This window comes from Herbiconiux sp. FW305-C-125 (assembly GCF_058783455.1).
This window is the reverse complement of sequence record NZ_JBYSYO010000002.1, coordinates 66924-92954: the sequence shown is the minus strand read 5'-3', so window position 1 is coordinate 92954 and position 26031 is coordinate 66924. Positions and strand designations below refer to the sequence as shown.

Below are 26031 nucleotides of genomic sequence, written 5' to 3'. Positions count from 1 at the left end.
GCGCGCCCGTCGGCTACTCGTCGAGCAGCTTCTCGTAGATCTCCTTGCACGTCGGGCAGATCGGGAACTTGTCCGGGTCGCGGCCCGGCGTCCACTTCTTGCCGCAGAGGGCCTTGACCGGCTTGCCCGTGAGCGCCGACTCGAGGATCTTCTCTTTCTGCACGTAGTGCGAGAAGCGCTCGTGGTCGCCCGGGTCGAACTGCTCGGCCTCGATGAGTTCTTGGAGCTCGCGGTCGAGCGTGGCGGTGCCGCCACCGGAGGGGATGTCGCCGGGCTCGGAGATGCTGCCAGAAACAGGATGGACCATGCCCTCGATTCTAGATCGCTCCCGGGCTCGCGGTGCCGATCCGCGGCGGTGGCGCGTCAGTTGCGCTGAGCGGCAGCGAGGATCTCGGGCCCGCGGGCGGTGAAGATCCGTGCACCCCAGGCCACCCCCACCACCAGCACGACGACGCCCACGGCGAGTCCCGACCAGAGCGACACCCAGAAGTACTCCGGGTCGACGAAGACGCCGAGCACCCCGTAGACCACGGCCGGAGTGGAGAGCAGGAGCGTGCCGAGCAGCGAGAAGCCCTGCGCGAGCACCGAAGTCGCGCCGGTCGACTGCGGCTGGGTGAAGGCGCTGTCCCCGGGTCGGGTGGCCGGGTAGGGGAAGCGGGCCGAGAAGATGCTGCCGAGGCCGAGGCCGGTGAGCACGAGGCAGGTGCTCGTGCCCAGCACGGCGGGCAGGGCATCCGGGTTGTCGGCGAAGACCACACTGAGGAAGGAGCCGATGCCGATCAGCGGGATGGCGATGAGCACCACCGGGATCATTCGCCCGATGCGGTCAGCGACCCCGATCCTGCTCGCCACGACGTGCAACCAGATGGCCGTGTTGTCGAAGGCGACGTCGTTGTGCACCACCCAGCCGAGGAACACGCACATGAGCGGCACCGGCAGCAGTGCCGTGAACTCGATCGGCACGCCGACGAACACGAACACGATGACGGCGATGAGCGGCACCACGGGCACGATCACCAATTGCGCGTAGTACCGGGCGTCGCGACCCCAGTAGGTGAGGGAGCGGGCCGCGATGGCGCCGGTGCGAGTGGTCGGCGTGCGGCCGAACCAGCCGAGACCGGCGTGCTCGCGTTCCTCGGTCGCGTGACCCGGCGTCACGAGCATGAGGGCGACCAGCCCCTTCCAGGCGAGCCAGAGCAAGGCGATCGTGGCGAGCGCGATGAGCAGCTTCAGCACGGCGAACACCCACTGCCCGTTCGCGGCGTCGGCGGGAATGGCCCAGACCGCGCCGAACGGCGTCCACCCCAGCACGTTCTCGAGCGCCGAGAAGAAGCCGCCGCCGTCGTTGCCCCAGCCGGTGAGCATGAGCAGCAGGATGCCCGGCACGATCACGATCACCGCGAGCACGCCCACGGTCCCGCCGATCTCGCGCGATCGGCGGGTGGTGAAGACGAAGGCCGCGATGGAGGTGGCCAGGCGCGCCCCGAGCACGCAGGTGAGCGCTCCGGCGACCGCCGAGATCACGGCGAGCACCGCCGATCCCGGTGATTGCGACCAGGTCACGATGGTGGCGAGACTGACCAGCGTGACGACGAGCGCCGGCACGCTGAGGAACGCGGCGAGGAAGAGGCCGAGGGCGATCGAGCCGTCGTTCACCCCGTAGAGCGAGAACGACCTCGGATCCATCGCGTCGTGCCGGCTGAAGAACAACGGCAGGAACCAGAACCCGATGACCACCACGGCACCCGAGATGACCACGACCGTGCGGGTGGGGTCGGGCTCACCCGAACGGAGCATGAACAGCACGGCGATGAGCACGATGCCCATGATGAGCGCGTAGACGGTTCCGATGATCACCCCGACCAGCTGCGGCGTCGGGCGCTTGGCGGTGTTGGCGAGCAGGCGGAGCCTCAGTCGGAGGAACTCAGCAACCATTCCATGCCCTCCGCGCTCTTCCGGCCGCCCGCCAACTCGACGAAACGCTGTTCGAGGGTTCCGCTGCCCTGCACCTCGGCGACCGTGCCCCGGGCGAGCACCGTGCCTTCGACGATGATGGCGACGCGATCGCAGACCCGCTGGATCATGTCCATGCTGTGGCTGGAGAGCACGACCGTTCCCCCACCCGCGACGTACTTCTCGAGGATCTCGACGACGTTCGCCGCCGAGACCGGGTCGACCGACTCGAACGGCTCGTCGAGCACGAGCAGCCGGGGCGAGTGGATCATGGAGCAGGCGAGCGCGATCTTCTTCGTCATGCCCGCCGAGTAGTCGGAGACCAGGCGCGCCAGCGCGTCTTCGAGGCCGAACGCGGCGGCCAGGTCGTCGCTGCGCTGGGCGACCGTCATCGCGTCGAGCCCGCGCAAGGTGCCGGAGTAATAGAGGAGTTGCCGCCCGGTGAGCCGGTCGAACAGGCGCAGCCGGTCGGGCAGCACGCCGATCAGCCGCTTGGCCGCGGCCGGATCCCGCCACACGTCCTGCTCGAGCACGGTGATGGTGCCGCCGTCGGGGCGGAGGAGGCCGGTGACCATGGAGAGCGTCGTGGTCTTGCCGGCCCCGTTCGGGCCGACGATGCCGTAGAAGGAGCCCTGCGGCACGGCCAGGTCGATGCCCGCGACCGCGGTGGTGCTGCCGAACTTCTTGGTGAGGCCGGAGATGGCCAGCACGATCGCATCCGGGTCGATGTCACGCACGACGACGGGCGGGCCGCTCGCGGCCTTCCGAGGTTTGCGCGGCGTCCGCGGCACCCGCGGGGTGCGCGGTTCGGCGGGGGTGACGGGCAGGAGGGTGACCGGGGCGGCGAGCGGCAGACCGGCGTCCGGCGACGGAAGGGCCGGCTCGGTCAGGTCGGGGGTGGAGCTCGGCGGCGACGCGACGACGTCGCCGGTCGGCTCGGCCGCCACCGGCGCGGCGGCGGACTTGCGCTGCACCGGCTTGCGGGGGGCGGCGGGCTTCTTGCGCGCGGGGGCGGCGGGAGTCTCCACCGCATCCGTGGCGGCGGCTTCGGTCGGCGCGGTGCTGTCGGACGCGGTGCGGTCGGGCGCTGTGGTGCTCTCGGCCTTCGCAGCGGCAGCCGTCGTGCGGGCGGCGGCGGGCCGGCGGTTGGTGGTGGGCTTCGCGGGGGTGGTGGGCTTGGCCGGAGTCGCCGGTTTCTGCGCAGGGGTGCGCTTCACCGGCGTGCGGCCCGAGCCGGCCGTCGCCGCCTTGGTAGGCGCGCGGCGCGGGGCCCGTGGACCGCCAGACGGTGCTCCCCCGGCATCTGGAGTGTCTGACTCTGAGCTCACCGCACTAACCTATCAATCCCTCTTGCGCCCTGCACCGGGCTGCGCCGCTGCTGCGCGACCCTGACACGAAGCACTCAGTCTGACACCATCCCGTGCCGCCGGCCGCATCACCAACAGAAACGATACACAGGCGTGCCCTTGCCCCGAAATGGGGTCACAGTACACTGAACACAGGCATGACGAGGTGTCTGGAACGAAACCGAGAGGTTAATCGGGTCTGAACTCTGCTGTCACACGTCTCGGTTGCCTCTCCCAACAGCACACGATCGCCGCCCGTGCACGCACCGGTGATCGCCGATCAGAGGAGACCAACGTGACCACACAGGTCGTCATTCTCGCCGCCGGCATGGGGAGCCGACTCGGCCGCTCGCTGCCCAAACCGCTCACCCCCCTGAGCGACGGCCGCACCATCATGGGTCAGCAGTTCGACAACATCCGGCACGCCTTCGGGTCGAACGCCAAGGTGACGATCGTGGTGGGGTACAAGCTCGAGCACATCATCGAGGCCTTTCCGGAGGCGTCCTTCGTCTACAACGAGGAGTACGACCAGACGAACACCTCGAAGAGCCTGCTGCGCGCACTGCAGGCCTCGTCGTCGGGCGGCGTGCTCTGGATGAACGGCGACGTGGTCTTCGACCCCAGCGTGCTCGACCGCGCGGTGCCGATGATCGCGCGTGACCAGTCCTTCGTCACGGTCAACACCGCGAAGGTGTCCGACGAAGAGGTGAAGTACACCACGACCGCCGAGGGCTACATCGACGAGCTGTCGAAGACCGTCGTCGGCGGGCTCGGCGAGGCTGTGGGCATCAACTACATCTCGTCGCGCGACAAGGCCGCGTTCATCCGCCACCTGCAGCGGGTCAACGACCAGGACTACTTCGAGCGCGGCCTCGAGCTCGCGATCGAGAAGGACGGCGTGCTCGTGGAGCCGGTCGACATCTCGGATCTCTACGCGGTCGAGGTCGACTTCCAGGAGGACTTGGAGCGGGCGAACCTCTTCGTCTGAGGCCGGCGGTGCGCGCCGTGTCATAGAGTTAGGGCCTGTCAGCAACAGGAGGGCCCCGGTTCGTGAACGCAGCGACAACGGCGCCGCTGTCTCGGAAGAGCGGCGGCTGGTCGCGCTATCGGCATTCGCTGTGGCTGCTGACGCGCCGCGACCTGCGCGTACGGTACTCGACGTCGGCGCTCGGTTACCTCTGGTCGGTCCTCGACCCGCTGGTGATGGCGGGCATCTACTGGTTCGTCTTCACGCAGGTGTTCCACCGGCCGGTCGGCACCGAGCCGTACATCGTGTTCCTGCTCTCGGCGCTGCTGCCCTGGATGTGGTTCAACGGCGCTGTCTCCGACTCCACCCGGGCCTTCCTGCGGGAGGCGAAGCTCATCCGGTCCACCAAGATCCCGCGCACCATCTGGGTGAACCGGCTGGTGCTGTCGAAGGGCATCGAGTTCCTCGCGAGCATCCCGGTGCTGGTGCTGTTCGCGGTGTTCGCCGGTGCGAGCGTGAACGGCGACCTCGTCCTGTTCCCCCTCGGCATCCTGCTGCAGGCGGTGCTCACGGTGGGCGTCGCCCTCATCGTCGCCCCGCTCGTGGTCTTCTTCCGGGATCTCGAGCGCGCGGTCAAGCTCGCCCTGCGCTTCCTCTTCTACGCGTCGCCGATCATCTACGGCACGCACGACCTGCCCGCCGAGCTGCAGCCGTGGGCGGCGTTCAACCCCCTGAGCGGGGTGTTCTCGCTCTACCGCGCCGGGTTCTTCGCCGACCAGCTCGACTGGTACCAGGTGGGTATCGGTGCCGGGATGTCCGTGGTGCTGCTGCTCATCGGCATCCTGGTGTTCCAGCGCTCCGAGCGCAGTGTGCTGAAGGAGATCTGAGGTGGAGCGCGACGTCATCACGGTCGACCGCGTCGGCATCCGGTTCAAGCGCAACCGGCGCGCACGGCGGAGCTTCAAGGACCTGTTCGCCGGGAGCGCGCGGCGTACCCGGCCGGGTGAGTTCTGGGCGCTCCGCGAGGTGAGCTTCACCGTGCGGCAGGGTGAGGCGATCGGGGTCATCGGCCGCAACGGTCAGGGCAAGTCGACGCTGTTGAAGCTCGTGGCCGAGGTCGTGCTGCCCGACGAGGGTCACGTCCACGTGAACGCCGGCGTGGCGCCGCTGATCGAGATCACGGGCGGCTTCGTCGACGACCTCTCGGTTCGCGACAACGTCTACCTCACGGCGGGACTGCACGGCATGACGCGTCGCGAAGTGGATGCGCGGTTCGACGACATCATCGCGTTCGCCGAGATCGGCGACTTCCTCGACACCCCGTACAAGCATCTGTCGAGCGGGATGCGCGTGCGCATCGCCTTCTCGGTGATCGCGCAGCTGGAGGAACCGATCATCCTGGTCGACGAGGTGCTGGCCGTGGGCGACAAGGGCTTCCGGGAGAAGTGCTATCGGCGCATCGAGGAGCTCCTCGACGGCGGGCGCACCCTGTTCTTCGTCTCCCACAACGAGCGCGATCTGCGCCGATTCTGCACCCGTGGACTCTACCTCGACGGGGGCCGGCTGGTCTTCGACGGCCCGATCGACGAGGCGCTGGAGCGCTACTCCTCCGACACATCCGGCACCCCCTAGCGAGGTTATCCACACTTTGCCGCCGGTGCCCGGCGGAAGGGGGTCCATCGTCGGTGGTGGGGGCGACACTAGCTCCCATGGCAAGCAGTTACATCACTCATCACGAAACCGAACCCGTCGCTTATCCCGTACCGCTCCGCCTCGACCGACGCGATGCACCACGGAGCTACCGGCTCAGCAACATCAGCGACGAACCGCTCCGCGGCTTGTCGTTCAGCCTGCTGGGCTCGGGCCTGATGCGCGCGACCGCACCGCTCCTGCTCGTCCCGGGTCAGGAGGTGTTGCTGCGCATCCGGGGCGAGTCGCTCCCCCAGTCGGCGGTGCTGATCATCCGCTGGTTCCGCCCGAACGGCGACGATTACCTCTGGCGGGTGAGCTTCTGATGCTCCCGGCCCGGCTCAGCCGTTCTCGCTGGCTTCCCGGGCTCGGATCAGGTCTGCCACGGTCACCTTGTGCGGCCGGTCCGGCAGCATGTCGGCCGTCATGCCGTCCAGCAGCACCGCCGGGTTGAGGTTCAACGCGCCCGCGATCCGCACGATGGTGTGCAGCGACGGGTTCGCTTGGCCGCGCTCGATCTTGCCGAGATTGGTGAAGTGCAGTCCGGCGAGCTCGGCCAGCTCCATCTGGTTGATCGCGAAGCGATGGCGCTCATCGCGGATGCGTGCACCCAGGAGGCGTGCGGCGTCGGAAGGCACAGAACTCACACCCCATGCCTACCGGCCCGCAGCCCGCGCAACCAGAGCGCTGGAACCACGTGCGCACTGAGCGCAGGCTCAGACACGGGTTGTGTTCACACCACATACCGATGGGCGCTCGCCCGGCCGTCAGAGCCCGTTGCGCTGCACGAGCGGTGCGGCGACGTTCGTGACCAGCGCCTCGAGCGTCGCCCACGCCGCTCGCCGGCCGGCGGGCAGGTGGCGCGCGTACACCGCCGTGTACTCGAGCTCGGGCTCGCCGCCCCGATTGCGCTTGAACTCCGCCACCCCGCTCGAGTTGTGCAGGTCGACGCCCCGCTCGTGCGCACGGAGCGCGATGAGGTAGCTGAGCATGCGGTAGAGGCCGGTCTCCTGCGGGATGTGCGTCTCGTAGCCCACGACCGGAGCGGCGAGCAGCCCGTGCGCGACACGCGCACCGAGCACGGCGTCGACCCGGCCGCCACGCTCGAGCAGGGTGAACTCGAGCAGACCCGAGCGGCGGGCGGCGTCGATGAACGCGGGCGTGTACTGCGGGTTCAGAGTGGAGTACTTCTCGATGTAGAGCTTCGTGTACAACTCGGCGATGCGCGCGTGGATCGCGTCGTCGCCCGGTTGCACGTCGGCGGCAGCAAGCCGGCGCACGCGGTAGCCCGACCCCTCGAACAGCGACCGATCGCGCCGGACGTCGCGGAGGGTGAGCCACTCCGCATCGCGCGTGGCCGTGAACACCACGCTGCGGGAGGGGATGAGAAGGTAACCCGCACGTCGCAGAGCGCCGGGCAGCCCGGTGCCCCGGCCGTGCACACTTCGCCAGATGACCGCCCGCTGCGGATGCGCGGCGACGAGCTCGCGGGTCGTGGCCACGATCGCCCCCTCGTCGAGATCGGGCAGCAGGTTCGTCGAGAGCAGCGCGTTGCCCACGATCACCGCATCATCGACGCGACCTGCCCGCAGCACCCGGTCGAGTCCGAAGAGCGCGGCACGGGCGGCGCGGCGCGCGGCCGCCGAGCGCACCTCCCCCAGCTCCTCGCGGGCGTAGCGCACGTAGTGGGTGTGCGGCGACACCACGTAACTCGATGCGTCCGGAACCCGCGGGCCTCGTGACGCGGAGCCCGACGCCCCTCCGGCGTACGACACCGTCACCGGCAGGAGATGTCGGCCGACGCGGACCGTGTCGAAGTCGACGGCGACGTTCGCCGCGACGGCGGAGGTGCCCCCGCGCGCCGCCACTTCCGACACGAATCGCGCCAGCGACTCCCCCTCCTCATCCTCCGCGGACACCGGCGCGTCGCCGGCCGGGTGAGGGGGACCTGGGCGAGCGGACACCGGCCGGAGCGGAAGGGGCTCGCCGCCGTACTCGAGATCGTGCGTCGCGCCGGCCGTGAGCGGCACCGACATGCGGCGCGAGGTCGCTACCTGAACGGCCAGCGAACGCAGCAGCACGGAGACCGGGAGCGGATCGGCCGGCGGCCGGAGCACATCCGGTGCCCGGAGCTGTCCGAACCAGCGCGCCGCATCCGCGGGCCGGCGGATGCCCGCCGCTGCGTAGAGGGCATGCGGGACGGCCAGCCGGGCCGAGCGGCGGCCGGGGGGCCGGGCGGCCTCGCCTGAGAAGGCGCCCGCCAGCCCGTCACCCGCGTCGAACAGGTGCACCCCGCTGGTGGCGCGCGGATTGCACTCCAGCACCTGCACGCCCGCCGGGGTCGCCATCAGGTCGAGCCCGAACTGGCCGGTGAGCTCGAGACGGCGTGCGAGCAACTCGGCGATCCGCCGCGCCTCGGCGGCCGGGCCGCTCCGCTCGTCGAGCCGCGTGAAGACCACACCGGCGCCGTTGCCGGCGCGCCAATCGGGGCGATAGGCGGCGAAGGCCGTCAGCTCTCCGCCCACCGCGACCGCGTAGCTGCAGAATTCGGTGCCCACGACCCGCTGTTGCACGAGCCACGGCTCGTCACGGGTGACCCGTTCGATCTCGGGCAACGGCTCGCCGGCCGCCACGAATCGCGTGCGGGTGCCGAACCGCGAGAAGGCCGGCTTGACGACGAGCGCACCGCTCGGCCGGGCGCGGCGCCGTTCCGCCGCTCGGCGCCACGCGATGCGCGAGGCGATCACCACGGTCTCCGGGTGCGCCACTCCGAGGCCGGCCAGGAGTTCGCCGAACGCCGCCTTGTCGTGCAGCCGGCGCAGCACGCCGATCGGCGGCGCGAAGAGGAGCCCGCCGAGGGTCGACAGCGAGTCGGCGCGGCCGGTCGCAGCGGTGCCCGCCACCCCGACTCCCGGCGCGGTGGCCGCCGCCTCTTCGACCACCGCGGCCAGCCAGAAGATCTCCTCACAGCTCGGCACAACGAGGTCGACGGCGTGGCGCCGCGCGATCCCGCCGACGGCGGCGGCGAACTCCCACGGGCGGAACCGCGCCGACGGCACGCGGTAGGCCCGCGTCACCACCCGCGACGACGAGGTCAGCGCCGGCTGGCTGTCGGCCACCACGACGGAGTAGCCCTCGTCGGTGAAGCGCCGCGCGAGGTCGAGGGTCGCGGGGGCACGCGAGCCGGTGAGGAGGACGGCGGGCATCCGCCGGTCACACCGCGCTGGAGGCGTGCCAGAGGTTGATGTCCGCCTCGACCGCGAACTCGTCGATGCGGGCGAGTTCGGTGGCGTCGAATGCGAGGTTCTCGGTGGCGTCGAGGTTGTCGTCGAGCTGCTGCACCGAGGATGCCCCGATCAGCGCCGAGGTCACGCGCTCGTCGCGCAGCACCCAGGACAGTGCGAGCTGCGCCAGCGACTGCCCCCGGCCGGCGGCGATGTCTCCGAGCGCACGCACCCGGCCGAGCACCTCGTCGGACAGCATCCGCGACGACATCGACCCTTCGCGGGCGGCGCGCGACGACTCCGGCACCCCGTCGAGGTACTTCGTCGTCAGCAGCCCCTGCGCGAGCGGGGAGAAGGCGATGCAGCCCACGCCGAGCTCGGCCAGGGTGTCGAGCAGTCCGTGCTCGATCCAGCGGTTGAACATCGAGTACGAGGGCTGATGGATGAGCAGCGGCGTGCCGAGGCCGGTCAGGATGCGCGCCGCCTCGGCCGTGCGCTCGGGCGAGTAGGAGGAGATGCCCGCGTACAGCGCGCGCCCCGACTGCACGGCCGTGTGCAGTGCGCCCATCGTCTCCTCGAGGGGCGTGTCGGGGTCGGCCCGGTGCGAGTAGAAGATGTCGACGTAGTCGAGGCCCATCCGTTCGAGGGACTGGTCGAGGGAGGCCAGGAGGTACTTGCGCGAGCCGAAGTTGCCGTAGGGACCTGGCCACATGTCGTAACCGGCCTTGGTGGAGATGATCAGCTCGTCGCGGTACGGCTTCAGGTCGGTGGCGAGGATGTGCCCGAAGTTGCGCTCGGCGCTGCCGTAAGGCGGCCCGTAGTTGTTGGCCAGGTCGAAGTGCGTGACGCCGCGATCGAACGCCCGGCGCACGATGGCGCGCTGGGTGGCCAGGGGCGTCTCGTCGCCGAAGTTCTGCCAGAGGCCGAGCGAGACAGCCGGCAGCTGCAGACCGCTCCGGCCGGTGCGGCGGTACGGGAACGAGTCGTAGCGGTCGTCGGCGGGGAGATAGCTCATCCGTCGATGATTCCACGGCGCGCTCGATCCCGCCCGGCGACACGACCCGCGTTCAGCCCTCCGTGGCCACCCGCACGCACTCGGCCATGGATCGGTGCATGTACCTCGTCCAGATCGGGCCGATCAGCCGATGCACCACGAAGCGCCGGCGAGGCAGCGGCCGGAAACCGTACGACCAACGGATGACCGACCCGCCCGGTCTCGGCTCGAACCGCCAGGTGGCGACGCCGTCGGAGACCAGCGAACCCAGGATCTTCGTGTAGGCGCTGATGCGGTAGTCGAACAACCCGACCGCACCGTCGTCGGCGGGTGGCGCGTACTGCACGAGCTCCTCCCGGAACTGCCCGCCGTCGGAGAGGTGAACCGTGCGCTGTTCGCCCGGATGGTTCCACGGCCCGGTCTGATCCGAGATGCCGCTGACCGCCGGCAGCACTCCGAGATAGCCGCGGAACAGCGTGCTGTCGTCGCGGGGCACCACGCGAGCGAACGCGACGGCGGCCGACACCGGCGCCCGGCCTTCGACGCTGAATTCGACGAGCTCCATACGCCCACCGTATTCCCTGCCCGTACGCTGGAGCCATGCCCTCCTACCGCGTGACCATGATCGTCGGAACCCTCGAACTGGGCGTACGCCCCGAGGAGGTGCTGCCGACCCTCACCCAGGCCATCGCCGACTTCACGACGGTGGAGTCTTCCGACATCGCCGTGGTGGCCGGATCGCCCCGGGTCACCGTGCGGTTCACCGCCGACACCGACGAGGCCGCCTTCCTCATCGCCGAGCAGGGCATCGACGGCGCACGCGTGTCGGCCGAGCCGATCGCCTGGCAGGTCACCCGGCGGGTTCAGGGGCGCTGGGAGTCTCTCGAGTGAGCCGGAGGAACGCCGACAGCGTCGCCAGGTCGGCGGCGTTGATCGGCAGGTGGTCGCCGAGCGCCGGCGAGTACACGAGGTAAGCGGCCCACTTCGCCCGGGAGATCGCCACGTTGAGGCGGTTCTTCATGAGCAGGAAGCCGATGCCCCGCGGCACGTCGACGGCCGACGACGCGGCGAGCGACACGACCGCGACCGCCGCCTCACGGCCCTGGAACTTGTCGACCGTACCCACCGGCACGTCGCCGAGCCCCGCGGCCATCAGCACGGCGCGGAGCCGTTCCACCTGCGCGTTGTAGGCGGCGACCACGATGACGTCGCCCTGTTCGAGCGGCCGCGTCACGCCGTCACCGGTGCTGTGACCCTCGCCACGCCCCTCGCCGGCGTGCTCGGCCGGATCGGCCCACCCGCGGCCGATCACACCGCGGACGATCTCCACCACCCGCTCGGCCTCCTCGAGCGACTCGGTCGAGTTGCCGTGGTGCTCGACCGGGTGCAGGTGCAGCCCCGGCGCGATGCCGCTGAGGGCCCGCTCGGTCGTGACCGGGAGCTTCGCGTGCAGGGCGCCCTCGTAGGAGAGCTGGCTCACCGGTTCGCAGACGGCCGGGTGCATCCGCCAGCTGACGTCGAGGAAGTAGCCCAGTTCGGGCGGCAGCACGTCGTGCCCGTCGGAGAGCCAGCCGAGCGCCGAGCTGTCGACCGGCTCGGGATGGATGCCCTGCGTGACCTGCGGCAGCTGCTGCGGATCGCCGAGCAGCAGGAGGTTGCGGGCGGCGACACTCACCGCGATGGTGTTCGCCAGGGAGTACTGGCCGGCTTCGTCGATCACCAGGAGGTCGAGCTGGCGGCGGCCGACCCGGCCGGTGTTCGTGAAGTCCCACGCCGTGCCGCCCACGACGGCGCCGTGCCGACCACGGGCCCGGGCAAGGAATCCGCCGAGCCCGTCGCGCTGCAGGCGGGTGAACGTGGCGCCGGGCGACTCGCTCGCCTTGCCCACCGCGTCCGGCGCGACCCCGGCCGCCACGATGGCATCGAGCATGTTCTCGACGACCGCGTGCGACTGCGCCACGACCCCCACCGTCCAGCCGTGCCGGTTGACCAGATCGGCCACCACGCGGGCACCGGTGTAGGTCTTGCCGGTGCCGGGCGGCCCTTGCACCGCGAGGTAGGAATGGTCGAGGGCCAGGAGCGAGTCGCGGATGGCGTCGATGGCCCCGCGCGAATCCGCTCGCACCGGCTCCAGCGAACGGCCGTCGCGCCTGCTCGGGGCACGACGGCGCAACAGATCGACCGCGGCGTCGCGCGGGAACGCGGGCAACCCGTCGGCCAGCCGCTGCCCCCACTCCGCGATGGCGACCTGCAGTGCCGTCGTCTTCGGCGGAGCCGAGGGGGTGACCGCGATCGGCAGCGCCCCGTAGGGGGCGCCATCCATGCTCTGCCGCTCCTCGAACACGTACTGGGTGACGCCGTTCGGCAGCACCACCACGTCGAGCAGCGCGGTGCGCGGATGCGCCACCCGGTCACTCGAGCGGCTGCGCGGTGCGGGCCACGGATGCGGCGGATCGTACACGAAGAAGCGCCCCGACTCCCCCGGGTCGAGCCGGCTCCCCGGCGCCAGCTGCCCGCGCAGGCGCAGTTCACGGCGGTCGCTGCGGTGCCCGGGCCCGCGGTACCAGTCGGTGTCGACCACCGCCGCCGTCACCACGAGCACGTCGCGGGTGTCTGCCCACTCCTCGACCGGCTGGTCGAGCCGGTTGAAGTGCTCCCACCAGAACGACTTGTCTTCGCGCCGGTGGTAGTCGATGGCCGCCGCGGCCAGGGCGATGGCAGCCTCATCGGGCGTGCGCTCGCCCGGGCGATCCTCCGTGCCCGTGCGCTCCCGCTCCAGCTGGGCGAGTCGCGCCTGGAGTGCTCGGTGCAACGGGCTGGGCTCGAACGGCGCGCCCGCCTCGGTCACGTTGGCGGGCGGCGGCGCGCCGATGAGCGCCGCATCGTCGGTTGCAACGCCGGTGAGCGGCTGGCTCGCCGCACGACCGTCGACGCCCGGCACCACCCCGTTCTCGGCCCCGCGGGCGAGCAGCCAGTCGCGCAGCCGTAGCGTCGAGATGCAGTCGTACTCGTTGTAGTCGGCGATCTCACGCAGCTGGGCCGCCGCCTCGGCCGCGGCCATCGCATCCGTTCGGCCGCGCTCGCGCAACTGCGCGTAGTTCACGTAGGCGATGATGGAGTCGGCCCCGTTGGTGACCTCGCTGTCGCGGTAGAGCTCGCCCATGTAGAGCGGCTCGAGCTTCTTCAGGCTGTACGAGGGCGAACTCACCCGGATGCTCTTCTTCACCACGGGGTACAGGTCGACCAGCACGTTGCGGCGCAACAACTCGTCGAGCTGCTCCTCTCCCACGCCGTGGCGCGCCGTGAGGGACTGCAGGTGCGCCCGCTCGTAGTTGGCGTAGTGGTAGATGTGCATGCCCGGATGCGCGGCCAACCGCTCGGTGGCGTAGTCGAGGAAGGCACGCAGCGCCTCCCGCTCCTCTGCGTGGTCGTGCGCCCAGAACGGCCGGAACACGGTGCCGTCACCACCGCCGGGCGCATGCTCGACCACCCCGAACAGATAGTCGAGACCCCAGTCGGGCCCGCCGTTCTCGCTGTACAGCGGGTCGCCCTCGAAGTCGAAGAAGATGTCGCCCGCGTCGGGTTCGGGGATGCCGGCGAGCCCGCGTGGGTCGTGCACGCGGTAGCGCAGGCCGTCGCCGCCCGCCACCTGCATGCGCGCCTGGTCGCGGAGGCCGTCGAGGGTGGCTTCGGCGATGTCGGCCACGAGCCCCTCGGACTCGGCGAGCTGATCGATGGTGGTGATGCCGCCGTCGTGCAGCCGCGTGCGCTGATTCAGCCGCATGCCCGCCACCAGCAGCAGGTCGCGGTGAGCCTGCACTTCGGGGGTGCACACCTCGCAGCGCCCGCAGACGGCGTAGCGCGGATCGCCCCATTGCACCGCGGGCTCGGTGAGCCGCTCGTCGAGCAGCTGTTCGAGCCGTGCCCGCCGGTCGCGGTAGACGGGCAGGATGTCACGCAGCTGATGCGTCGAGGTCGAGCCGTCGCCGAGCAGCAGATGCACCTCGGGACCGACGGGCACGCCGAGACGCTCCAGCTGGTCGGCGTAGGCGGCCACTTGCAGGAGCGCTGTGACCTTCGCGTGCCGCGCCAGCTTGGTGTCGTAGACCTCGTAACGCGGTGGGGTGGCGGATGCGCCGACCGGGCCCCGTGCATCCGCCGTCTTGATGAGGAAATCGGCGAAGCCGAGGAATCGCCCGTCGAAGAAGGTGCCCTGGAACACGACGTCGGCGCCGGCGCGCAACGCCTCGAGGGTGGCCTGCTGGGGTGCCAGAAGCGTCTCGGCGGTGGTCTGCTCGGGGCGCGGGATCTCTGCCACGCCCTGCGGCGTCACACCGTCGAACGCGCCGAAGCGCTGCCGGAACCGTTCGAGAGCGCGCTCTTCGTGGGCGTCGCCCAGCCGTGCCGCGCGCTCGAGCATGACGTCGTCATTGCTCGGCACCGCGTCGATGCGGCCGAGCTTCGCGTCGAGCCGACGCACGAGCGCGAATTCGCAGGTGGCCGCCGCCGTGAGGTCGGTGGCGCTGTAGAGCACCGTCTGAGGCGCTCCGGCTCCACCGCTGACAATCATTCGAACCCTCCCGTGGCACACCCCGTTCTCGAGGCCACAGTCAGGTTAGACCCGGCCACCGACATCGGCGGCTCACCGGGCGGGATGCCGGCCGGCCCGCCGTGCTAGGCCTCGACCGGCGCCCGCACCCCGGCGGCCGGCAGGATGACGCCGTCGATCAACCCGATCAGGAACTCGCGGTCGACCGGCTGTTTGAGCACGAGGGTGCGGTACGACGCCATGGACGGTGACACCAGCGCGAGCGCGTCGATGTCGACCTCGGGCGAGATCTCGCCCCGGTCGAGGGCGCGCCGCAGCAGGATGCGGTTGACCTCGGCGCGCGGCTCGATGATGGCCGCACTGATGGCGTCGGCCAGCTCGGGCGACCGCGAGAGCACCGACATCAGTCCGCCCATGATTTGCACCTTGCGCTCCGCGTCTTCGAGCGTGCGCGGCTTGATCATGGCCACCAGGTCGCCGCGCAGCGTTCCGGTGTCGGGCAGATGCTCCAGGTCGACCTGTTTGAGACAGGCGACGGCATCGACCACGAGCTCGCCTTTCGACGGCCAGCGGCGGTAGAGCGTGGCTTTGCCCGCCTTGGCCCGCGCGGCCACCATGTCGATGGTCATCCCGTCGTAGCCCTCCTCGGCCAGCACGTCGAGGGCCGCCTCGAGGATCTCCGGGTCTCGGCTGTGGTCGCGCTTGCGGCCGAGCCGCGGCTGCTGGGGTGCCGGGACCTCGGTCGCGTCGTGGGAATCGTCGAGCGTCATTGCCGCGATCTCCTTTCCTGACTGTCGGGTTAATTCTAGACCGATCAGATCCGAAACTGGTCAGTCTCGTATATAGTGACTGTCATGTCTCAGACCCTCCCCGACAGCGCCGCCTCCGCCGGCGCACCCACGGCCTCCTCGCGCCGCTGGTGGACGCTCACCACCGTCGCCCTCGCGCAGCTCATGGTGGTGCTCGACGCCACCGTCGTCAACATCGCCCTGCCCGCCGCTCAGGCCGACCTCGGCTTCTCCGACGGCGACCGGCAGTGGATCATCACCGCCTACTCGCTCGCCTTCGGCAGCCTGCTGCTGCTCGGCGGCCGGCTCTCCGACCTCATCGGCCGCAAGCGCACCTTCATCATCGGGCTCATCGGGTTCGCGGCGGCCTCCGCCCTCGGTGGCGCCGCCGACAGCTTCGGCACCCTGGTGGCCGCCCGGGCGCTCCAGGGCGCGTTCGGGGCCCTGCTCGCCCCCACCGCGTTGGCCGTGCTCACGACCACCTTCACCATCCCCAAGGAGCGCGCCCGGGCCTTCGGCGTGTTCGGCGCGATCGCGGGCGCGGGCGGCGCCGTGGGCCTCCTGCTCGGCGGCGTGCTCACCGAGGCGTTCGACTGGCGCTGGAACCTCTACATCAACGTCGTCATCGCGGCGTTCGCCGTGGTGGGCGCGATCATCTTCGTGTCGAGCCTCAAGCGCAGCGGTCCGCGGCCGAAGCTCGACATCCCCGGCACGCTGTTCGTCTCGGGCGCCCTGTTCTCACTCGTCTACGGCTTCTCGAACGCCGAGACCGATGGCTGGGACTCCCCGCTCACCTGGGGCTTCCTCGCCGCAAGCGCCGTTCTGCTGGTGGTCTTCGTGCTCTGGCAGCGCCGGGCGGCCCATCCGCTGCTCCCGTTGTCGATCGTGCTCGACCGCAACCGCGGCGCCGCCTACAGCTCCGTGCTCATCGCGGGCGCCGGCATGTTCGGCATCTTCTTGTTCGTGACGTACTACCTGCAGGCGTCGCTCGGCTACTCCCCCATCCAGACCGGTCTGTCGTTCCTGCCGATGATCGGCATGCTCGTGCTCGCCGCCCAGCTCTCCACGAACATCTTCGTGCCGCGCTTCGGGCCGAAGATCATGGTGCCGTTCGGCATGCTCGTGGCGATGAGCGGGATGATCTACCTCACGCATCTCGGGCCCGACAGCAGCTACGCGGCCGACATCCTGCCACCGCTCATGATCCTCGGCTTCGGCATGGGGTCGATCATGCCCGCGTCGATGCAGACCGCGACCCTCGGCGTCGATCGCCAGTTCGCCGGTGTCGCCTCGGCCATGGTGAACACGAGCCAGCAGGTGGGAGGCTCGATCGGCACGGCGCTCCTCAACACCCTGGCCGCCACCGCCCTCACGGACTACGTGGCGGCGAACCTGCCAGCGAGCCCGGAGGTCGTGGCCGATGCCGCCATCCACAGCTACTCCGTGGCGTACTGGTGGGGCGCCGGCTTCTTCGCCTTCGGCGCCGTGCTCTCGGCACTGCTGTTCCGGCGCCGTGGTCAGGGGCTGTCGCTCTCGCACAGCGCGGCACCTGCCTCGGATGCCGCAGCGCCGCAGCCCGCCGAACCGGTCATCGCGCACTGACCGAAGCGTGCCGCCGCTACGGCAGTGGCACGCTCTCGGCCGCGACCGCTCGCCCGCCGACCTCGATGGCATCCCCGTCGAGGCGGCGGGTGAGGATGCGCGACCCCGCACCCTGATCGATCGCCAGATCCCGGCCGAGCCGCGCCGTGAGGGCGACGGCGGCCGCCCCGGTCGCCTCGTCCTCCACGATCCCCATGCGCGGCGCGAACATGCGCGAGCGGAGGTGCCCGGATGCCTCGTCCAGCCACGCCCAGGCGTAGTGCGCGCCCTCGGTGAAGGCGGCCGGGTCGAGCGCGTCGACCTCGGCCGCCGTCGCCAGGGCGTGCCACGCGAAGTCCGGGGTCCAGGATGCGCGCCCGGTGATCCAAGTGAGCTCGCCGTCGTAGCGCACCCGCACGTCGCCCGCGGCGACACGGAGGGTGCCGACGGGCAGTCCCGTCCGCGCGAGCCACCAGGCGGTGCCGACGCACGGGTGGCCGGCGAACGGGAGCTCGGCGGCCGGCGTGAAGATGCGGATGCGCGCGCGGCGCCCGTGTGCATCCGCACCGTCTTCCTCGATCTCGTCGACGAACACGGTCTCGCTGAAGCCCAGGGCCGTCGCGATGGCCTGCTCGCGGCCCCGCGTTCCGGCAGTGGAGCGGATCACTCCGAGCGGATTCCCGAAACCGCCTTCGGCATCGGTGAACACGGAAACGACATCGACGGGGTGGCTGCTCTCCATCCTCCGAGTGTGCGCCACGGAGGCACCGCGCGAAAGCGCCGCCTGAGAACCGGTGGCCTCGGTGCTCGGTGGCCTCAGTGCTCGGTGGACCGACGGCGCCCGGTCAGCGGATGGCGATGTTCGGCGCGATCGAGGTCCACGACGGCCCCACGGTCATGTATTCCGTGTGCAGCCACACCCGCCGGTCCGGCGAGTCGATCTGGAGCGTCGCGCCGTAGCGGCCGAAGTGATCGGCGTCGAGGCAGTCGGCGGCGGTCTGCTCACCGGTGCGGGTGCTCTCGGCGAGGAAGCAGACGTCGTTGTCGCGCGTGACGCCGGCCCAGAACTCCGTGTCGTCGTACTCGGCGAGCAGGCGCAGCGACGAGCGCACCAACTCGGTGTCTTCACCCGGCACGAGCGGGAGCGACTGGTCGGCCGCGAGTGTCGCGCCCTGGTCGAGGTGCGCCATCTTCGAGTAGGCCTCGGTCGGATGCGCGGTGCAGCCCGCGAGGGTGAGCGCCCCGGCGACGACGACAGCGGGGACGGCAAGCAGGAGGATTCTCGAACGCATGAGTACTCCTTGAGGGAACGACCGACCGGCGGACCTTCGCTGCACGAAACGTCCGCCACGACCCTAGGGCACGAAAATGACCGTCTGCTCAGAGGCGGGTGGACACCCGCCGCCACCGGGATGCTTGGATGGGAACATGGCCGACACCGCGACGTACATCGACGACTTCGCCGACTTCATCCGCTCCGCCCCCTCGTCGTACCACGCGGCAGCGGAGGCCGCACGGCGGCTCGGGGCGGCCGGCTTCCGTGCGCTCGACGAGACCGAAGCCTGGCCGAGCGAGGCCGGCCGGTACCACGTGATCCGCGACGGGGCGATCGTCACCTGGGTGCAGCCGGAGGGTGCGACCGCCCTGACGCCGTTCCGCATCCTCGGTGCTCACACCGATTCGCCGGGCTTCAAGCTGAAGCCGCACCCCACCACCGGTTCGAACGGCTGGCTGCAAGCGGGTGTCGAGGTGTACGGCGGCCCGTTGCTGAACTCCTGGCTCGACCGCGAGCTCGAGCTGGCCGGCCGCCTCGTGACCCGCGACGGCGAGCACCATCTCGTGCGCACGGGCCCGCTGCTGCGCATCCCGCAGCTCGCCATCCACCTCGACCGCGACGCGAACAACGGCCTCACCCTCGACCGGCAGCGGCACACCGCACCCGTGTTCGGCACCGGCACGGCCGGCCAGGCCGACCTCGTCGCGCTGCTCGCCGAGCGCGCAGGGCTCGGCACCGGCTCGGCGGCCGGGGCGGAGGTGGCCGGGTACGACATCCTCACCGCCGACACGAATCCGCCGGCCCGTTTCGGCCTCGACGACCAGCTCTTCGCCGCCGGCCGCATGGACAACCTCAGTTCGGTGCACGCCGGTCTGCTCGCGCTGCTCGCCGTCGCCGATGCTCCGGCCGAGGGCCACATCTCGGTGCTCGCCGCGTTCGATCACGAAGAGCTCGGCTCCGAATCGCGCTCCGGCGCGAGCGGACCCTTCCTGGCCGAGGTGCTCGCCCGCATCGGCGCCGCCCTCGGCGGATCGCTCGACGACCGCGCCCGGGCGCTCGCCGGCTCGTGGTGCCTCTCCTCCGACGCCGGGCACTCGGTGCACCCGAACTATCCCGAGCGGCACGACCCGGCGAATCTCCCCGTCGCCGGCCGCGGCCCGCTGCTGAAGATCAACGCGAACCAGCGATATGCGACGGATGCGGCCGGCGCCGCGTTGTGGAGTCGCGCCTGCACGCAGGCGGGCGTGCGCTACCAGGAGTTCGTGTCGAACAACACGGTGCCGTGCGGCTCGACGATCGGCCCGCTCACCGCGACCCGGCTCGGCATCCGCACCGTCGACGTGGGCGCACCGTTGCTCTCGATGCACTCGGCCCGCGAACTCGCCCACGTCGACGACCTCGTGGCGCTCTCGGCAGCCATCGAGGCGTTCTTCGCCCCCGCCGCCTAACGAGGCGCCGCGGGCGTGTCTGCCGGAGCATCCTCCGGCGAATCCGCGTCGGCACGTGCGACCTTCGCCGCCGCGACCGCCGCCCGGCCGGACGGCAGCAGCACGGCCACGACGATCACCACGATGGTCGCGACCCCGGCCACGACGAGCAGGGTCTGCACGCTCACGACGTCGGCCAGGGGCCCGAACACGGTCATGCCGATGGGGGTGGCCAGCGCCATCACGATGCCCACGTAGCTGAACACGCGCCCGTGCTTGTCCGGGTCGACCGTCTCCTGCACCAGCGTCATGAAGGGCGCCGAGAACAGCGGCACCAGCAGGCCGAACGCGAACATGAAGGCGTAGAACACCCACAGGTTGGGGCTGAGACCGAGCCCCACGGTGAACGCCGCGAAGCCGAAGGTGGCGAACAGGATGAGCCCGATGCGACTGAACCTCGCCAGCACCGTCGACACCAGCACACCGCCGAGCAGCATGCCGACGCTGAAGGCGATCTCGAGCACCGTGACCATCCACACCTCCGAACCGAAGGTGCGTGCCACCATCAGCGGCGTGATGAACGACGGTGCGACGGTGAGCAGGAAGATGATGGCGAAGACCACGAGCAGCCAGCGCACCACCTGGTGCCGCCAGATGTAGCGGAAGCCCTCGACCAGATCGTCTCGGTAGCTGGTGGTCTTGGCGGCGGCCCGTGCCAGGGTGGGCACGACCACGAAGGCCAGGAAGACGATGCCGATGGCCGCGGTCACCACGTCGATGAAGAACACCGGCACGATGCCGAACACGCCGAACACCGCGCCGGCCGCCGCGGGCGCGAGCAGGGCCATGGCCGACTGGATGGTCTGGAAGATGCCGTTCACCCGCATCAGCTGGTCGGGCGGCGCGATCTGCGGGATCATCGCCTGCACCGCCGGCGTCTGCACCCCGGCCCCGACCGAACGGGCGGCTACGGCGAGCAGGATGATCCACAGATCGGTGACGCCGTTCAGCATGAGCAGGGCGAGCACCAGGGTGACGACGGCGATGGTGCCGTCGGCCAGCATGACGAGCACGCGCCGGTTCATGCGGTCGGCGAAAACACCGCCGAAGATCGAGACGATGCCCTGCGGCAGGAACGCGGCGATGGCGTACAGCGCCACCGCGAACCCGGAGCGCGTCTCGAACGTGACGTACCACATCACGGCGTACTGCACGACCATCGACCCGAACAGCGAGATTGTCTGCCCGCTGAGGAACAGGGCGGTGTTGCGTCTCCAGGGGGTGGTGGCGGGGCTCTGCTCGGTCATGTGCACAGCGTACACATGACCTCCGACACCGCCGGGCTCAGGTGGCCGACTGCGCGATGGTGAGGGTGCCGAAGGCGTGGGTGATCAGGTTCTTCGCGAGGTAGACCGGCTTGCCGTCCAGCAGCACGTTGTGCGTCAGCACGAGCACGGGCTCGGATGCCTCGAGACCGATCCCCCGGCCGCGCTCCGACCCGGCGCGGCCGACCGTCACGTCGTAGACGGCCGGCCCGAGCGCCGCGCCGAGGATGTCCATGACCGCGGCCAGGAGGCTCCGCCCCGGCCGCCGGATCTCTTCGAGCCTGGCGGCGAGCACGGCACTCCGCTCGAGCAGCACCGACCCCGCCGGGATGATCTCCAGCATCTGCGCCACCGCCTCGCCGTCGCGACGCAGCACGTTCTCCTGCACCCAGACCTCGGCGTCGTCGCCGAGCTGGAGCCCGCGCGAGATGAAGTCGCTCGTGGGCTGCAGCTCCTCGAGCACCCGCTCGACCGTCACCACGCCGGAGCCCTCCGCGATCTCCTCGAGCGGCCGCAGGAGTTCGAGCCCGACCTGCGGCAGCGCCTCGGCGACGAACCGGCCGATCCCGCGCCGGGTGCGGATGAGTCCGTCCTCCTCGAGCAGCATGAGCGCCTCGCGCACGACGGTGCGGCTCACCCGCAAGGCGACACCGAGATCGGCTTCATTCGGCAAGAGGGACCCGAGTTCCACCCGCCCGCTGCGGATAGCCGCCGCGAGGGACGTGTACACCGCCACCCGGAGGGGTTGCCCGGTGGGCACCACCAGGGGGTCGAGCCGCAGGGTCGAGACCGCAGTCGTCATGGGCATCCTTCAGATCGCCGTTGGTTGTATGACATCATACTCAGCACCTCGGGGAATCTCGAGCGGTCCGGGCAGCGATCCGGATCCGAGCATCGAACACGAAGGACGATCATGGTATCCAGCAACGTCGACAAGAGCGTCGTCGGCCTCGGCGAACGGCAGTACCACATCGGCGTCGCCCCCGGCGAGGTCTCGACGGTCGCACTGCTGCCCGGCGATCCGTTCCGCGTTCCCCTGATCGCGGAGTTCCTCACCGACGTGCGCACGGTCGCACACCAGCGCGAGCACCTCACGATGACCGGCTACTACAAGGGCCGCCACATCACCGCAACCTCCACCGGCATGGGCTGCCCCTCGACGGCGATCGCGGCCGAAGAGCTGATCCGCGTCGGCGTCACCTCGCTCATCCGGGTGGGCTCGTCGGCCGGGCTGCAACCGGGCATCCGGCCGGGCGACCTGCTGGTGAGCGAGGGTACGTTGCGGAACGACGGCACGACGGCGGCGTACGCGCACCCCGGCTACCCGGCCGTGCCCGACCTGCGCATCGCGACCACCCTGACCGACGTCGCCCACGAACTCACCGCCGGCAGCCGCACGGCCGTGCACGCAGGGCTCAACGTCAGCGACGACGCGTTCTACGCCGAGACGCCGGAGTGGATCGCGCAGCTCAACGCGCTCGGCATCCTGAACGTGGAGATGGAGAGCTCCGCGCTCTACGTGGTGGCGCGGCTGCGCGGGGTGCGAGCCGGCATGATCTGCGCGGCCTCGAGCAATCTGCACGACGGCACGAGCCTCTACGACGGCGTCAAGGAGGCACTGGCCGAGGGCTGGTCGCGCAGCATCGAGGTCGCGCTCGAGACCGCCGTGCGCCTCGAACTGTGAACGCCGCAACCGGCGCACCGACCGAAATATGTTTGACACATTGGACGTATAACATCCATCATCATACGAACCAAGGGAGGGTGCGATGAGCCTCGAACCACCGCTGCCGCTGTACGTCGACTGCGACACCGGGATCGACGATGCGCTCGCGCTCGCCTACCTGCTCGCCTCCCCGGAGGTCGAGATCGTGGGCATCGGCACGGTGAGCGGCAACGTCTCGGCCGCGCGCGCCGCGCGCAACACGCTCGATCTCCTCGCGCTCGCGGGCACGCCGCGTCCGGTCGCCGTCGGTGCCGCGCATCCGCTCGCCGGCCGCTTCGACGGCGGCGCGCCGCACGTGCACGGCGACGACGGGCTCGGCAACCATCCGCTGCCCGGGTCGGACGCCGAGCCGGTCGCGGGTGACGCCGCAGACCTCCTCATCCGCTGCGCCCGCGCGTGGCCCGGCCGGCTCCGCATCCTGGCCGTCGGTCCGCTCACCAACCTGGCGGAGGCGCTGCGCCGGGAACCGGAGCTGCCGGCCCTCGTGAGCGACGTCACCATCATGGGCGGCGCCGCCCTCGTGCCGGGCAACATCTCCCCCGTCGCCGAGGCGAACATCGGCAACGACCCCGAGGCCGCCGCACTCGTGCTGGCGGCCGACTGGCCGGTCACCCTGGTGCCGCTCGACGTGACGCTGAGCAATCCGCTCGAGGAGAGCGACCGGATGCGGCTGCTCACGTCCGGCCGCCCGGTCGCGACCGCGCTCGGCGGCATGCTCGACCACTACTTCGACTTCAATGCGACCTTCTACGGCGACCGGCGGTCGGCCCTGCACGATCCACTCGCCGCTGCGATCGCCGTGGGTGCGGTCGTGCCGGCGGTCGCGCCCCGCGTCGAGGTGATCGTCGACGACACCGCGGGCCCGGGCCGCGGCCAGACCATCTGCGATCTGCGCGGCCGATTCCTGGGGCACCCGGATCAACCCGGTGCCAACGTGCGGGTGGTGTTGAGTCTCAGCGAGGACTTCGCGCCACACCTCCTCGACCGGCTGCTGGCCCTCTGATGCCGCCGCGGGAGGACGCACGATGCTGATCAATCTGCACAGCCACCTCGAGGGGCGGGTGCGTCCGGCGACGGCCGCCGAGCTCGCGGACGACCTCGGCCTCCCGGCACCCGAGGGCGGCTGGGCGAACGCCCTCGAACTCGCGGGGCCCGCCGACCTCACCGTCTACCTGCAGAAGGTCGCGGCCAGCTACCCGTTCTTCCGGCGGCGCGACGCCATCACCCGCATCGCCCGCGAAGCCGTGCTGGATCACGCGGCCGACGGCGGCGACTACCTCGAGCTGCGCTTCGGGCCGGCCACTCACGTCTCCGGCACTCTCCCGCTCGACGAGGTGATCGCCGCCGCCGTCGAAGGCGTGGTCGAGGGCTCCGCCGCGGCCGGCATGCCGGCGGGGCTGGTGATCGCGGCCCTCCGCCACCACGACCCGGCCCAGAACGTCGCCGTCGCCCGAGCGGCCGCGCGGTTCGCCGGCGCGGGGGTGGTGGGTTTCGACCTGGCCGGCGACGAACTGCTGTACCCGGAGCTCGAGTCGCATGTCGAGCCCTTCCGCATCGCACGGGCAGCCGGTCTCGGCCTCACCTGCCACGCGGCCGAGGCGGCGCCCGCCCGGGCGGCGCACCGCGCCGTCGAACTGCTCGGGGCCAGCCGCATCGGGCACGGCGCGCACCTCGCCGACGATCCGGCCGAGCTCGCGTGGATCGCCGCGGCGGGCGTCGCGGTCGAGGTGTGCCCCACCTCGAACTGGTACACCGGCGCCATCGCGGCCGTGCACGAGCATCCGGCCGCCCGCTTCGCCGCCGCCGGCGTCGACGTCGTGCTCGGCGACGACAACCCGGTGCAGACCGGGTCACCGCTCTCGGCCGAACGTTCCGTGCTGGCCGGGACCCTGGGCTTCGACGACGGGGCGCTCGAGCGCCTGGATGCGGCGAGCATCCGCGCCGCCTTCGTCGACGACTCGACCCGCCGAGACCTGATCGACCGTTCCACCCGTTCCACTCCCGCACCACCCGTCAACCCCCGCGAGAACCGGAGAACACGATGACCCCCACAGCAACGCGATCGACGATCGGCCTGGCACTCACCCTGGCCGCCAGCACCCTGCTCCTCAGCGCCTGCGGCAGCGCACCGGATGCCGCGCCCGGCGACGCGAGCGGCACCGATGGCGCCACCGGCGGCTTCCTGCCCTGCGCCGTGTCCGACCTCACCGGCTTCAAGGACGGCCAGTTCAACGAACTCACCTACGACGGCGTGGCCAAGGCCGCCGACGAACTCGGGGTGGAGACGCGCACCGCGGAGTCCACCTCCGAAGACCAGTACGCCGGCAACATCTCCGCGATGGTCGGTGAGGACTGCAGCCTCATCGTGACCGTCGGCTTCGCGCTGGCCGCTGCGACCCGGGACTCCGCCGCCGAGAACCCCGGCATCGACTACGCCCTGATCGACTCGACGGTGTCGGACGACGACGGCGCGCCGCTCGTGGTCGACAACGTCAAGCCCGTGCTCTTCGACACCGCCCAGGCCGCCTACCTCGCGGGCTACCTCTCGGCGGCCGCCTCGAAGACCGGCGTCGTCGGCACCTTCGGCGGGATGCCGTTCCCCTCCGTGACCGTGTTCATGGACGGCTTCGCCGACGGCGTGGCGAAGTACAACGAGGCGCACGGCGCGTCGGTGAAGGTCGTGGGCTGGGACAAGAAGGCGCAGGACGGGCTGTTCGTCGGCAACTTCGACGACCAGGTGCAGGCCAAGACGATCAGCGAGGGCCTGCTCGACCAGGGCGCGGACGTGATCATGCCCGTGGCCGGCTCGCTCTTCCTCGCCACGGTCGAGGCGATGAAGGACCGCGGGATCGACGGCGGCGTGCTCGGGGTGAACAACGACGCGTACGAGGCCTCACCCGAGAACGGCTCGTACTACCTCACCAGCGTGCTGAAGAACCTCACCACGGCGGCCGCCGAGGTCACGACCGCAGCGGGCGAGGGCGAGTTCGACAACACGCCGTACGTCGGCACGCTCGAGAACGACGGCGTGGGCATCGCGCCGCTGCACGACTGGGCCGACCGCATCGACCCGGCGGTCGTCACCGAGCTCGACCAGCTGAAGGCCGACATCATCAGCGGCGCGATCGTGGTCGACTCGCCCTCCTCACCCAAGGCCTGAGCCGGCCACAGGATGCGCGACCTCCG

24 protein-coding genes are annotated in these 26031 nt (G+C 70.7%); 11 read left to right on the top strand and 13 right to left on the bottom strand.

Going from position 1 to position 26031, the window contains the following annotated elements; genetic code table 11:
• Window positions 1–13: 13 nt before the first annotated feature.
• From AC3WLB_RS07785 to AC3WLB_RS07775, 3 genes are read right to left on the bottom strand one after another with little or no spacing between them, the layout of a single operon-like run.
• On the bottom strand, window positions 14–307 hold the full coding sequence (locus AC3WLB_RS07785) for a DUF3039 domain-containing protein (RefSeq protein ID WP_022896688.1): 294 nt from the start codon (window positions 305–307) through the stop codon (window positions 14–16).
• A 56-nt stretch (window positions 308–363) separates the two neighbouring features.
• Window positions 364–1935: a hypothetical protein gene (locus AC3WLB_RS07780; RefSeq protein WP_492504862.1), complete on the bottom strand. Its 1572-nt coding sequence runs from the start codon at window positions 1933–1935 to the stop codon at window positions 364–366.
• A complete protein-coding gene (locus tag AC3WLB_RS07775) occupies window positions 1911–3281 on the bottom strand; it encodes an ABC transporter ATP-binding protein (protein WP_492504860.1) in 1371 nt (456 codons plus the stop codon). Before AC3WLB_RS07775 ends, AC3WLB_RS07780 begins: the two co-directional genes overlap by 25 nt.
• Before the next feature lie 313 nt (window positions 3282–3594).
• Between AC3WLB_RS07775 and AC3WLB_RS07770 the strand changes: the two genes are divergently transcribed.
• From AC3WLB_RS07770 to AC3WLB_RS07755, 4 genes are all read left to right on the top strand, one after another.
• Window positions 3595–4287: a phosphocholine cytidylyltransferase family protein gene (locus AC3WLB_RS07770; protein WP_492504858.1), complete on the top strand. Its 693-nt coding sequence runs from the start codon at window positions 3595–3597 to the stop codon at window positions 4285–4287.
• Window positions 4288–4349: 62 nt separating this feature from the next.
• The gene (locus AC3WLB_RS07765; protein ID WP_492504856.1) at window positions 4350–5153 is read left to right on the top strand and encodes an ABC transporter permease; all 804 of its coding nucleotides are present in this window, start codon (window positions 4350–4352) and stop codon (window positions 5151–5153) included.
• Window position 5154: 1 nt separating this feature from the next.
• Window positions 5155–5898: an ABC transporter ATP-binding protein gene (locus AC3WLB_RS07760; RefSeq protein ID WP_492504854.1), complete on the top strand. Its 744-nt coding sequence runs from the start codon at window positions 5155–5157 to the stop codon at window positions 5896–5898.
• A 77-nt stretch (window positions 5899–5975) separates the two neighbouring features.
• Window positions 5976–6281, top strand: coding sequence for a hypothetical protein (locus tag AC3WLB_RS07755; protein WP_492504852.1), 306 nt, complete (start codon window positions 5976–5978; stop codon window positions 6279–6281).
• Window positions 6282–6296: 15 nt separating this feature from the next.
• On the opposite strand, the gene AC3WLB_RS07750 is transcribed toward AC3WLB_RS07755, so the two are convergent.
• The 4 genes from AC3WLB_RS07750 to AC3WLB_RS07735 form a co-directional block, all read right to left on the bottom strand.
• A complete protein-coding gene (locus tag AC3WLB_RS07750; RefSeq protein ID WP_492504850.1) occupies window positions 6297–6593 on the bottom strand; it encodes a helix-turn-helix domain-containing protein in 297 nt (98 codons plus the stop codon).
• A 129-nt stretch (window positions 6594–6722) separates the two neighbouring features.
• Window positions 6723–9161, bottom strand: coding sequence for an ATP-grasp domain-containing protein (locus AC3WLB_RS07745; protein WP_492504848.1), 2439 nt, complete (start codon window positions 9159–9161; stop codon window positions 6723–6725).
• Between the two features lie 7 nt (window positions 9162–9168).
• The gene (gene mgrA / locus AC3WLB_RS07740) at window positions 9169–10194 is read right to left on the bottom strand and encodes an L-glyceraldehyde 3-phosphate reductase (RefSeq protein ID WP_492504846.1); all 1026 of its coding nucleotides are present in this window, start codon (window positions 10192–10194) and stop codon (window positions 9169–9171) included.
• A gap of 52 nt (window positions 10195–10246) precedes the next feature.
• Window positions 10247–10738 carry an SRPBCC family protein gene (locus AC3WLB_RS07735; RefSeq protein ID WP_492504844.1) on the bottom strand — a complete coding sequence of 164 codons (492 nt, stop codon included), beginning with the start codon at window positions 10736–10738 and terminating at the stop codon, window positions 10247–10249.
• A 35-nt stretch (window positions 10739–10773) separates the two neighbouring features.
• On the opposite strand from AC3WLB_RS07735, the gene AC3WLB_RS07730 reads away from it, so the two are divergent.
• Entirely contained in the window at window positions 10774–11064 is a 291-nt protein-coding gene (locus tag AC3WLB_RS07730; protein ID WP_022898009.1) for a hypothetical protein, read from the top strand.
• Here AC3WLB_RS07730 and AC3WLB_RS07725 read toward each other — a convergent pair.
• Together AC3WLB_RS07725 and AC3WLB_RS07720 are read right to left on the bottom strand one after the other, a co-directional pair.
• The gene (locus AC3WLB_RS07725) at window positions 11024–14743 is read right to left on the bottom strand and encodes a TM0106 family RecB-like putative nuclease (protein WP_492504841.1); all 3720 of its coding nucleotides are present in this window, start codon (window positions 14741–14743) and stop codon (window positions 11024–11026) included. The two genes, AC3WLB_RS07730 and AC3WLB_RS07725, sit on opposite strands and share 41 nt — an antisense overlap.
• 104 nt (window positions 14744–14847) lie before the next feature.
• Window positions 14848–15492: a TetR/AcrR family transcriptional regulator gene (locus AC3WLB_RS07720; RefSeq protein ID WP_492504839.1), complete on the bottom strand. Its 645-nt coding sequence runs from the start codon at window positions 15490–15492 to the stop codon at window positions 14848–14850.
• Window positions 15493–15576: 84 nt separating this feature from the next.
• Here AC3WLB_RS07720 and AC3WLB_RS07715 point away from each other — a divergent pair, with 84 nt between their 5' ends.
• Window positions 15577–17112: an MFS transporter gene (locus tag AC3WLB_RS07715; protein WP_492504837.1), complete on the top strand. Its 1536-nt coding sequence runs from the start codon at window positions 15577–15579 to the stop codon at window positions 17110–17112.
• Window positions 17113–17128: 16 nt separating this feature from the next.
• On the opposite strand, the gene AC3WLB_RS07710 is transcribed toward AC3WLB_RS07715, so the two are convergent.
• Both AC3WLB_RS07710 and AC3WLB_RS07705 read right to left on the bottom strand, forming a co-directional pair.
• Window positions 17129–17833, bottom strand: a complete 705-nt coding sequence (locus AC3WLB_RS07710; protein WP_492504835.1) for a PhzF family phenazine biosynthesis protein — start codon at window positions 17831–17833, stop codon at window positions 17129–17131.
• Window positions 17834–17936: 103 nt separating this feature from the next.
• Window positions 17937–18383, bottom strand: a complete 447-nt coding sequence (locus AC3WLB_RS07705) for a hypothetical protein (protein WP_492504833.1) — start codon at window positions 18381–18383, stop codon at window positions 17937–17939.
• Window positions 18384–18519: 136 nt separating this feature from the next.
• On the opposite strand from AC3WLB_RS07705, the gene AC3WLB_RS07700 reads away from it, so the two are divergent.
• Window positions 18520–19815 carry a M18 family aminopeptidase gene (locus tag AC3WLB_RS07700; protein WP_492504831.1) on the top strand — a complete coding sequence of 432 codons (1296 nt, stop codon included), beginning with the start codon at window positions 18520–18522 and terminating at the stop codon, window positions 19813–19815.
• Here the strand turns inward: AC3WLB_RS07700 and AC3WLB_RS07695 are convergent.
• On the bottom strand, window positions 19812–21101 hold the full coding sequence (locus AC3WLB_RS07695; protein WP_492504829.1) for an MFS transporter: 1290 nt from the start codon (window positions 21099–21101) through the stop codon (window positions 19812–19814). The two genes, AC3WLB_RS07700 and AC3WLB_RS07695, sit on opposite strands and share 4 nt — an antisense overlap.
• 37 nt (window positions 21102–21138) lie before the next feature.
• Window positions 21139–21921: a GntR family transcriptional regulator gene (locus tag AC3WLB_RS07690; protein ID WP_492504827.1), complete on the bottom strand. Its 783-nt coding sequence runs from the start codon at window positions 21919–21921 to the stop codon at window positions 21139–21141.
• A 111-nt stretch (window positions 21922–22032) separates the two neighbouring features.
• Here AC3WLB_RS07690 and AC3WLB_RS07685 point away from each other — a divergent pair, with 111 nt between their 5' ends.
• The 4 genes from AC3WLB_RS07685 (at window position 22033) to AC3WLB_RS07670 (ending at window position 26005) form a co-directional block, all read left to right on the top strand.
• Window positions 22033–22803: a nucleoside phosphorylase gene (locus AC3WLB_RS07685; RefSeq protein WP_492504825.1), complete on the top strand. Its 771-nt coding sequence runs from the start codon at window positions 22033–22035 to the stop codon at window positions 22801–22803.
• An 85-nt stretch (window positions 22804–22888) separates the two neighbouring features.
• Complete coding sequence (locus tag AC3WLB_RS07680) at window positions 22889–23848, top strand: nucleoside hydrolase (protein WP_492504823.1); 960 nt, start codon at window positions 22889–22891, stop codon at window positions 23846–23848.
• Window positions 23849–23870: 22 nt separating this feature from the next.
• Window positions 23871–24890: an adenosine deaminase gene (add, locus tag AC3WLB_RS07675; protein ID WP_492504821.1), complete on the top strand. Its 1020-nt coding sequence runs from the start codon at window positions 23871–23873 to the stop codon at window positions 24888–24890.
• Complete coding sequence (locus AC3WLB_RS07670) at window positions 24887–26005, top strand: BMP family lipoprotein (protein WP_492504819.1); 1119 nt, start codon at window positions 24887–24889, stop codon at window positions 26003–26005. The genes add and AC3WLB_RS07670 overlap by 4 nt, the downstream gene beginning before the upstream one ends.
• The last annotated feature ends 26 nt before the right edge of the window (window positions 26006–26031 follow it).

Excerpts from the sequence above, each read along its gene's own strand:
- AC3WLB_RS07785 (WP_022896688.1), bottom strand. The coding sequence starts at position 307 with ATGGTCCATCCTGTTTCTGGCAGCATCTCCGAGCCCGGCGACATCCCC.
- AC3WLB_RS07780 (WP_492504862.1), bottom strand. The coding sequence starts at position 1,935 with ATGGTTGCTGAGTTCCTCCGACTGAGGCTCCGCCTGCTCGCCAACACC.
- AC3WLB_RS07755 (WP_492504852.1), top strand. The coding sequence starts at position 5,976 with ATGGCAAGCAGTTACATCACTCATCACGAAACCGAACCCGTCGCTTAT.
- AC3WLB_RS07745 (WP_492504848.1), bottom strand. The coding sequence starts at position 9,161 with ATGCCCGCCGTCCTCCTCACCGGCTCGCGTGCCCCCGCGACCCTCGAC.
- mgrA (WP_492504846.1), bottom strand. The coding sequence starts at position 10,194 with ATGAGCTATCTCCCCGCCGACGACCGCTACGACTCGTTCCCGTACCGC.
- AC3WLB_RS07735 (WP_492504844.1), bottom strand. The coding sequence starts at position 10,738 with ATGGAGCTCGTCGAATTCAGCGTCGAAGGCCGGGCGCCGGTGTCGGCC.
- AC3WLB_RS07730 (WP_022898009.1), top strand. The coding sequence starts at position 10,774 with ATGCCCTCCTACCGCGTGACCATGATCGTCGGAACCCTCGAACTGGGC.
- AC3WLB_RS07725 (WP_492504841.1), bottom strand. The coding sequence starts at position 14,743 with ATGATTGTCAGCGGTGGAGCCGGAGCGCCTCAGACGGTGCTCTACAGC.
- AC3WLB_RS07720 (WP_492504839.1), bottom strand. The coding sequence starts at position 15,492 with ATGACGCTCGACGATTCCCACGACGCGACCGAGGTCCCGGCACCCCAG.
- AC3WLB_RS07715 (WP_492504837.1), top strand. The coding sequence starts at position 15,577 with ATGTCTCAGACCCTCCCCGACAGCGCCGCCTCCGCCGGCGCACCCACG.
- AC3WLB_RS07710 (WP_492504835.1), bottom strand. The coding sequence starts at position 17,833 with ATGGAGAGCAGCCACCCCGTCGATGTCGTTTCCGTGTTCACCGATGCC.
- AC3WLB_RS07705 (WP_492504833.1), bottom strand. The coding sequence starts at position 18,383 with ATGCGTTCGAGAATCCTCCTGCTTGCCGTCCCCGCTGTCGTCGTCGCC.
- AC3WLB_RS07700 (WP_492504831.1), top strand. The coding sequence starts at position 18,520 with ATGGCCGACACCGCGACGTACATCGACGACTTCGCCGACTTCATCCGC.
- AC3WLB_RS07695 (WP_492504829.1), bottom strand. The coding sequence starts at position 21,101 with ATGACCGAGCAGAGCCCCGCCACCACCCCCTGGAGACGCAACACCGCC.
- AC3WLB_RS07690 (WP_492504827.1), bottom strand. The coding sequence starts at position 21,921 with ATGACGACTGCGGTCTCGACCCTGCGGCTCGACCCCCTGGTGGTGCCC.
- AC3WLB_RS07685 (WP_492504825.1), top strand. The coding sequence starts at position 22,033 with ATGGTATCCAGCAACGTCGACAAGAGCGTCGTCGGCCTCGGCGAACGG.
- AC3WLB_RS07680 (WP_492504823.1), top strand. The coding sequence starts at position 22,889 with ATGAGCCTCGAACCACCGCTGCCGCTGTACGTCGACTGCGACACCGGG.
- add (WP_492504821.1), top strand. The coding sequence starts at position 23,871 with ATGCTGATCAATCTGCACAGCCACCTCGAGGGGCGGGTGCGTCCGGCG.
- AC3WLB_RS07670 (WP_492504819.1), top strand. The coding sequence starts at position 24,887 with ATGACCCCCACAGCAACGCGATCGACGATCGGCCTGGCACTCACCCTG.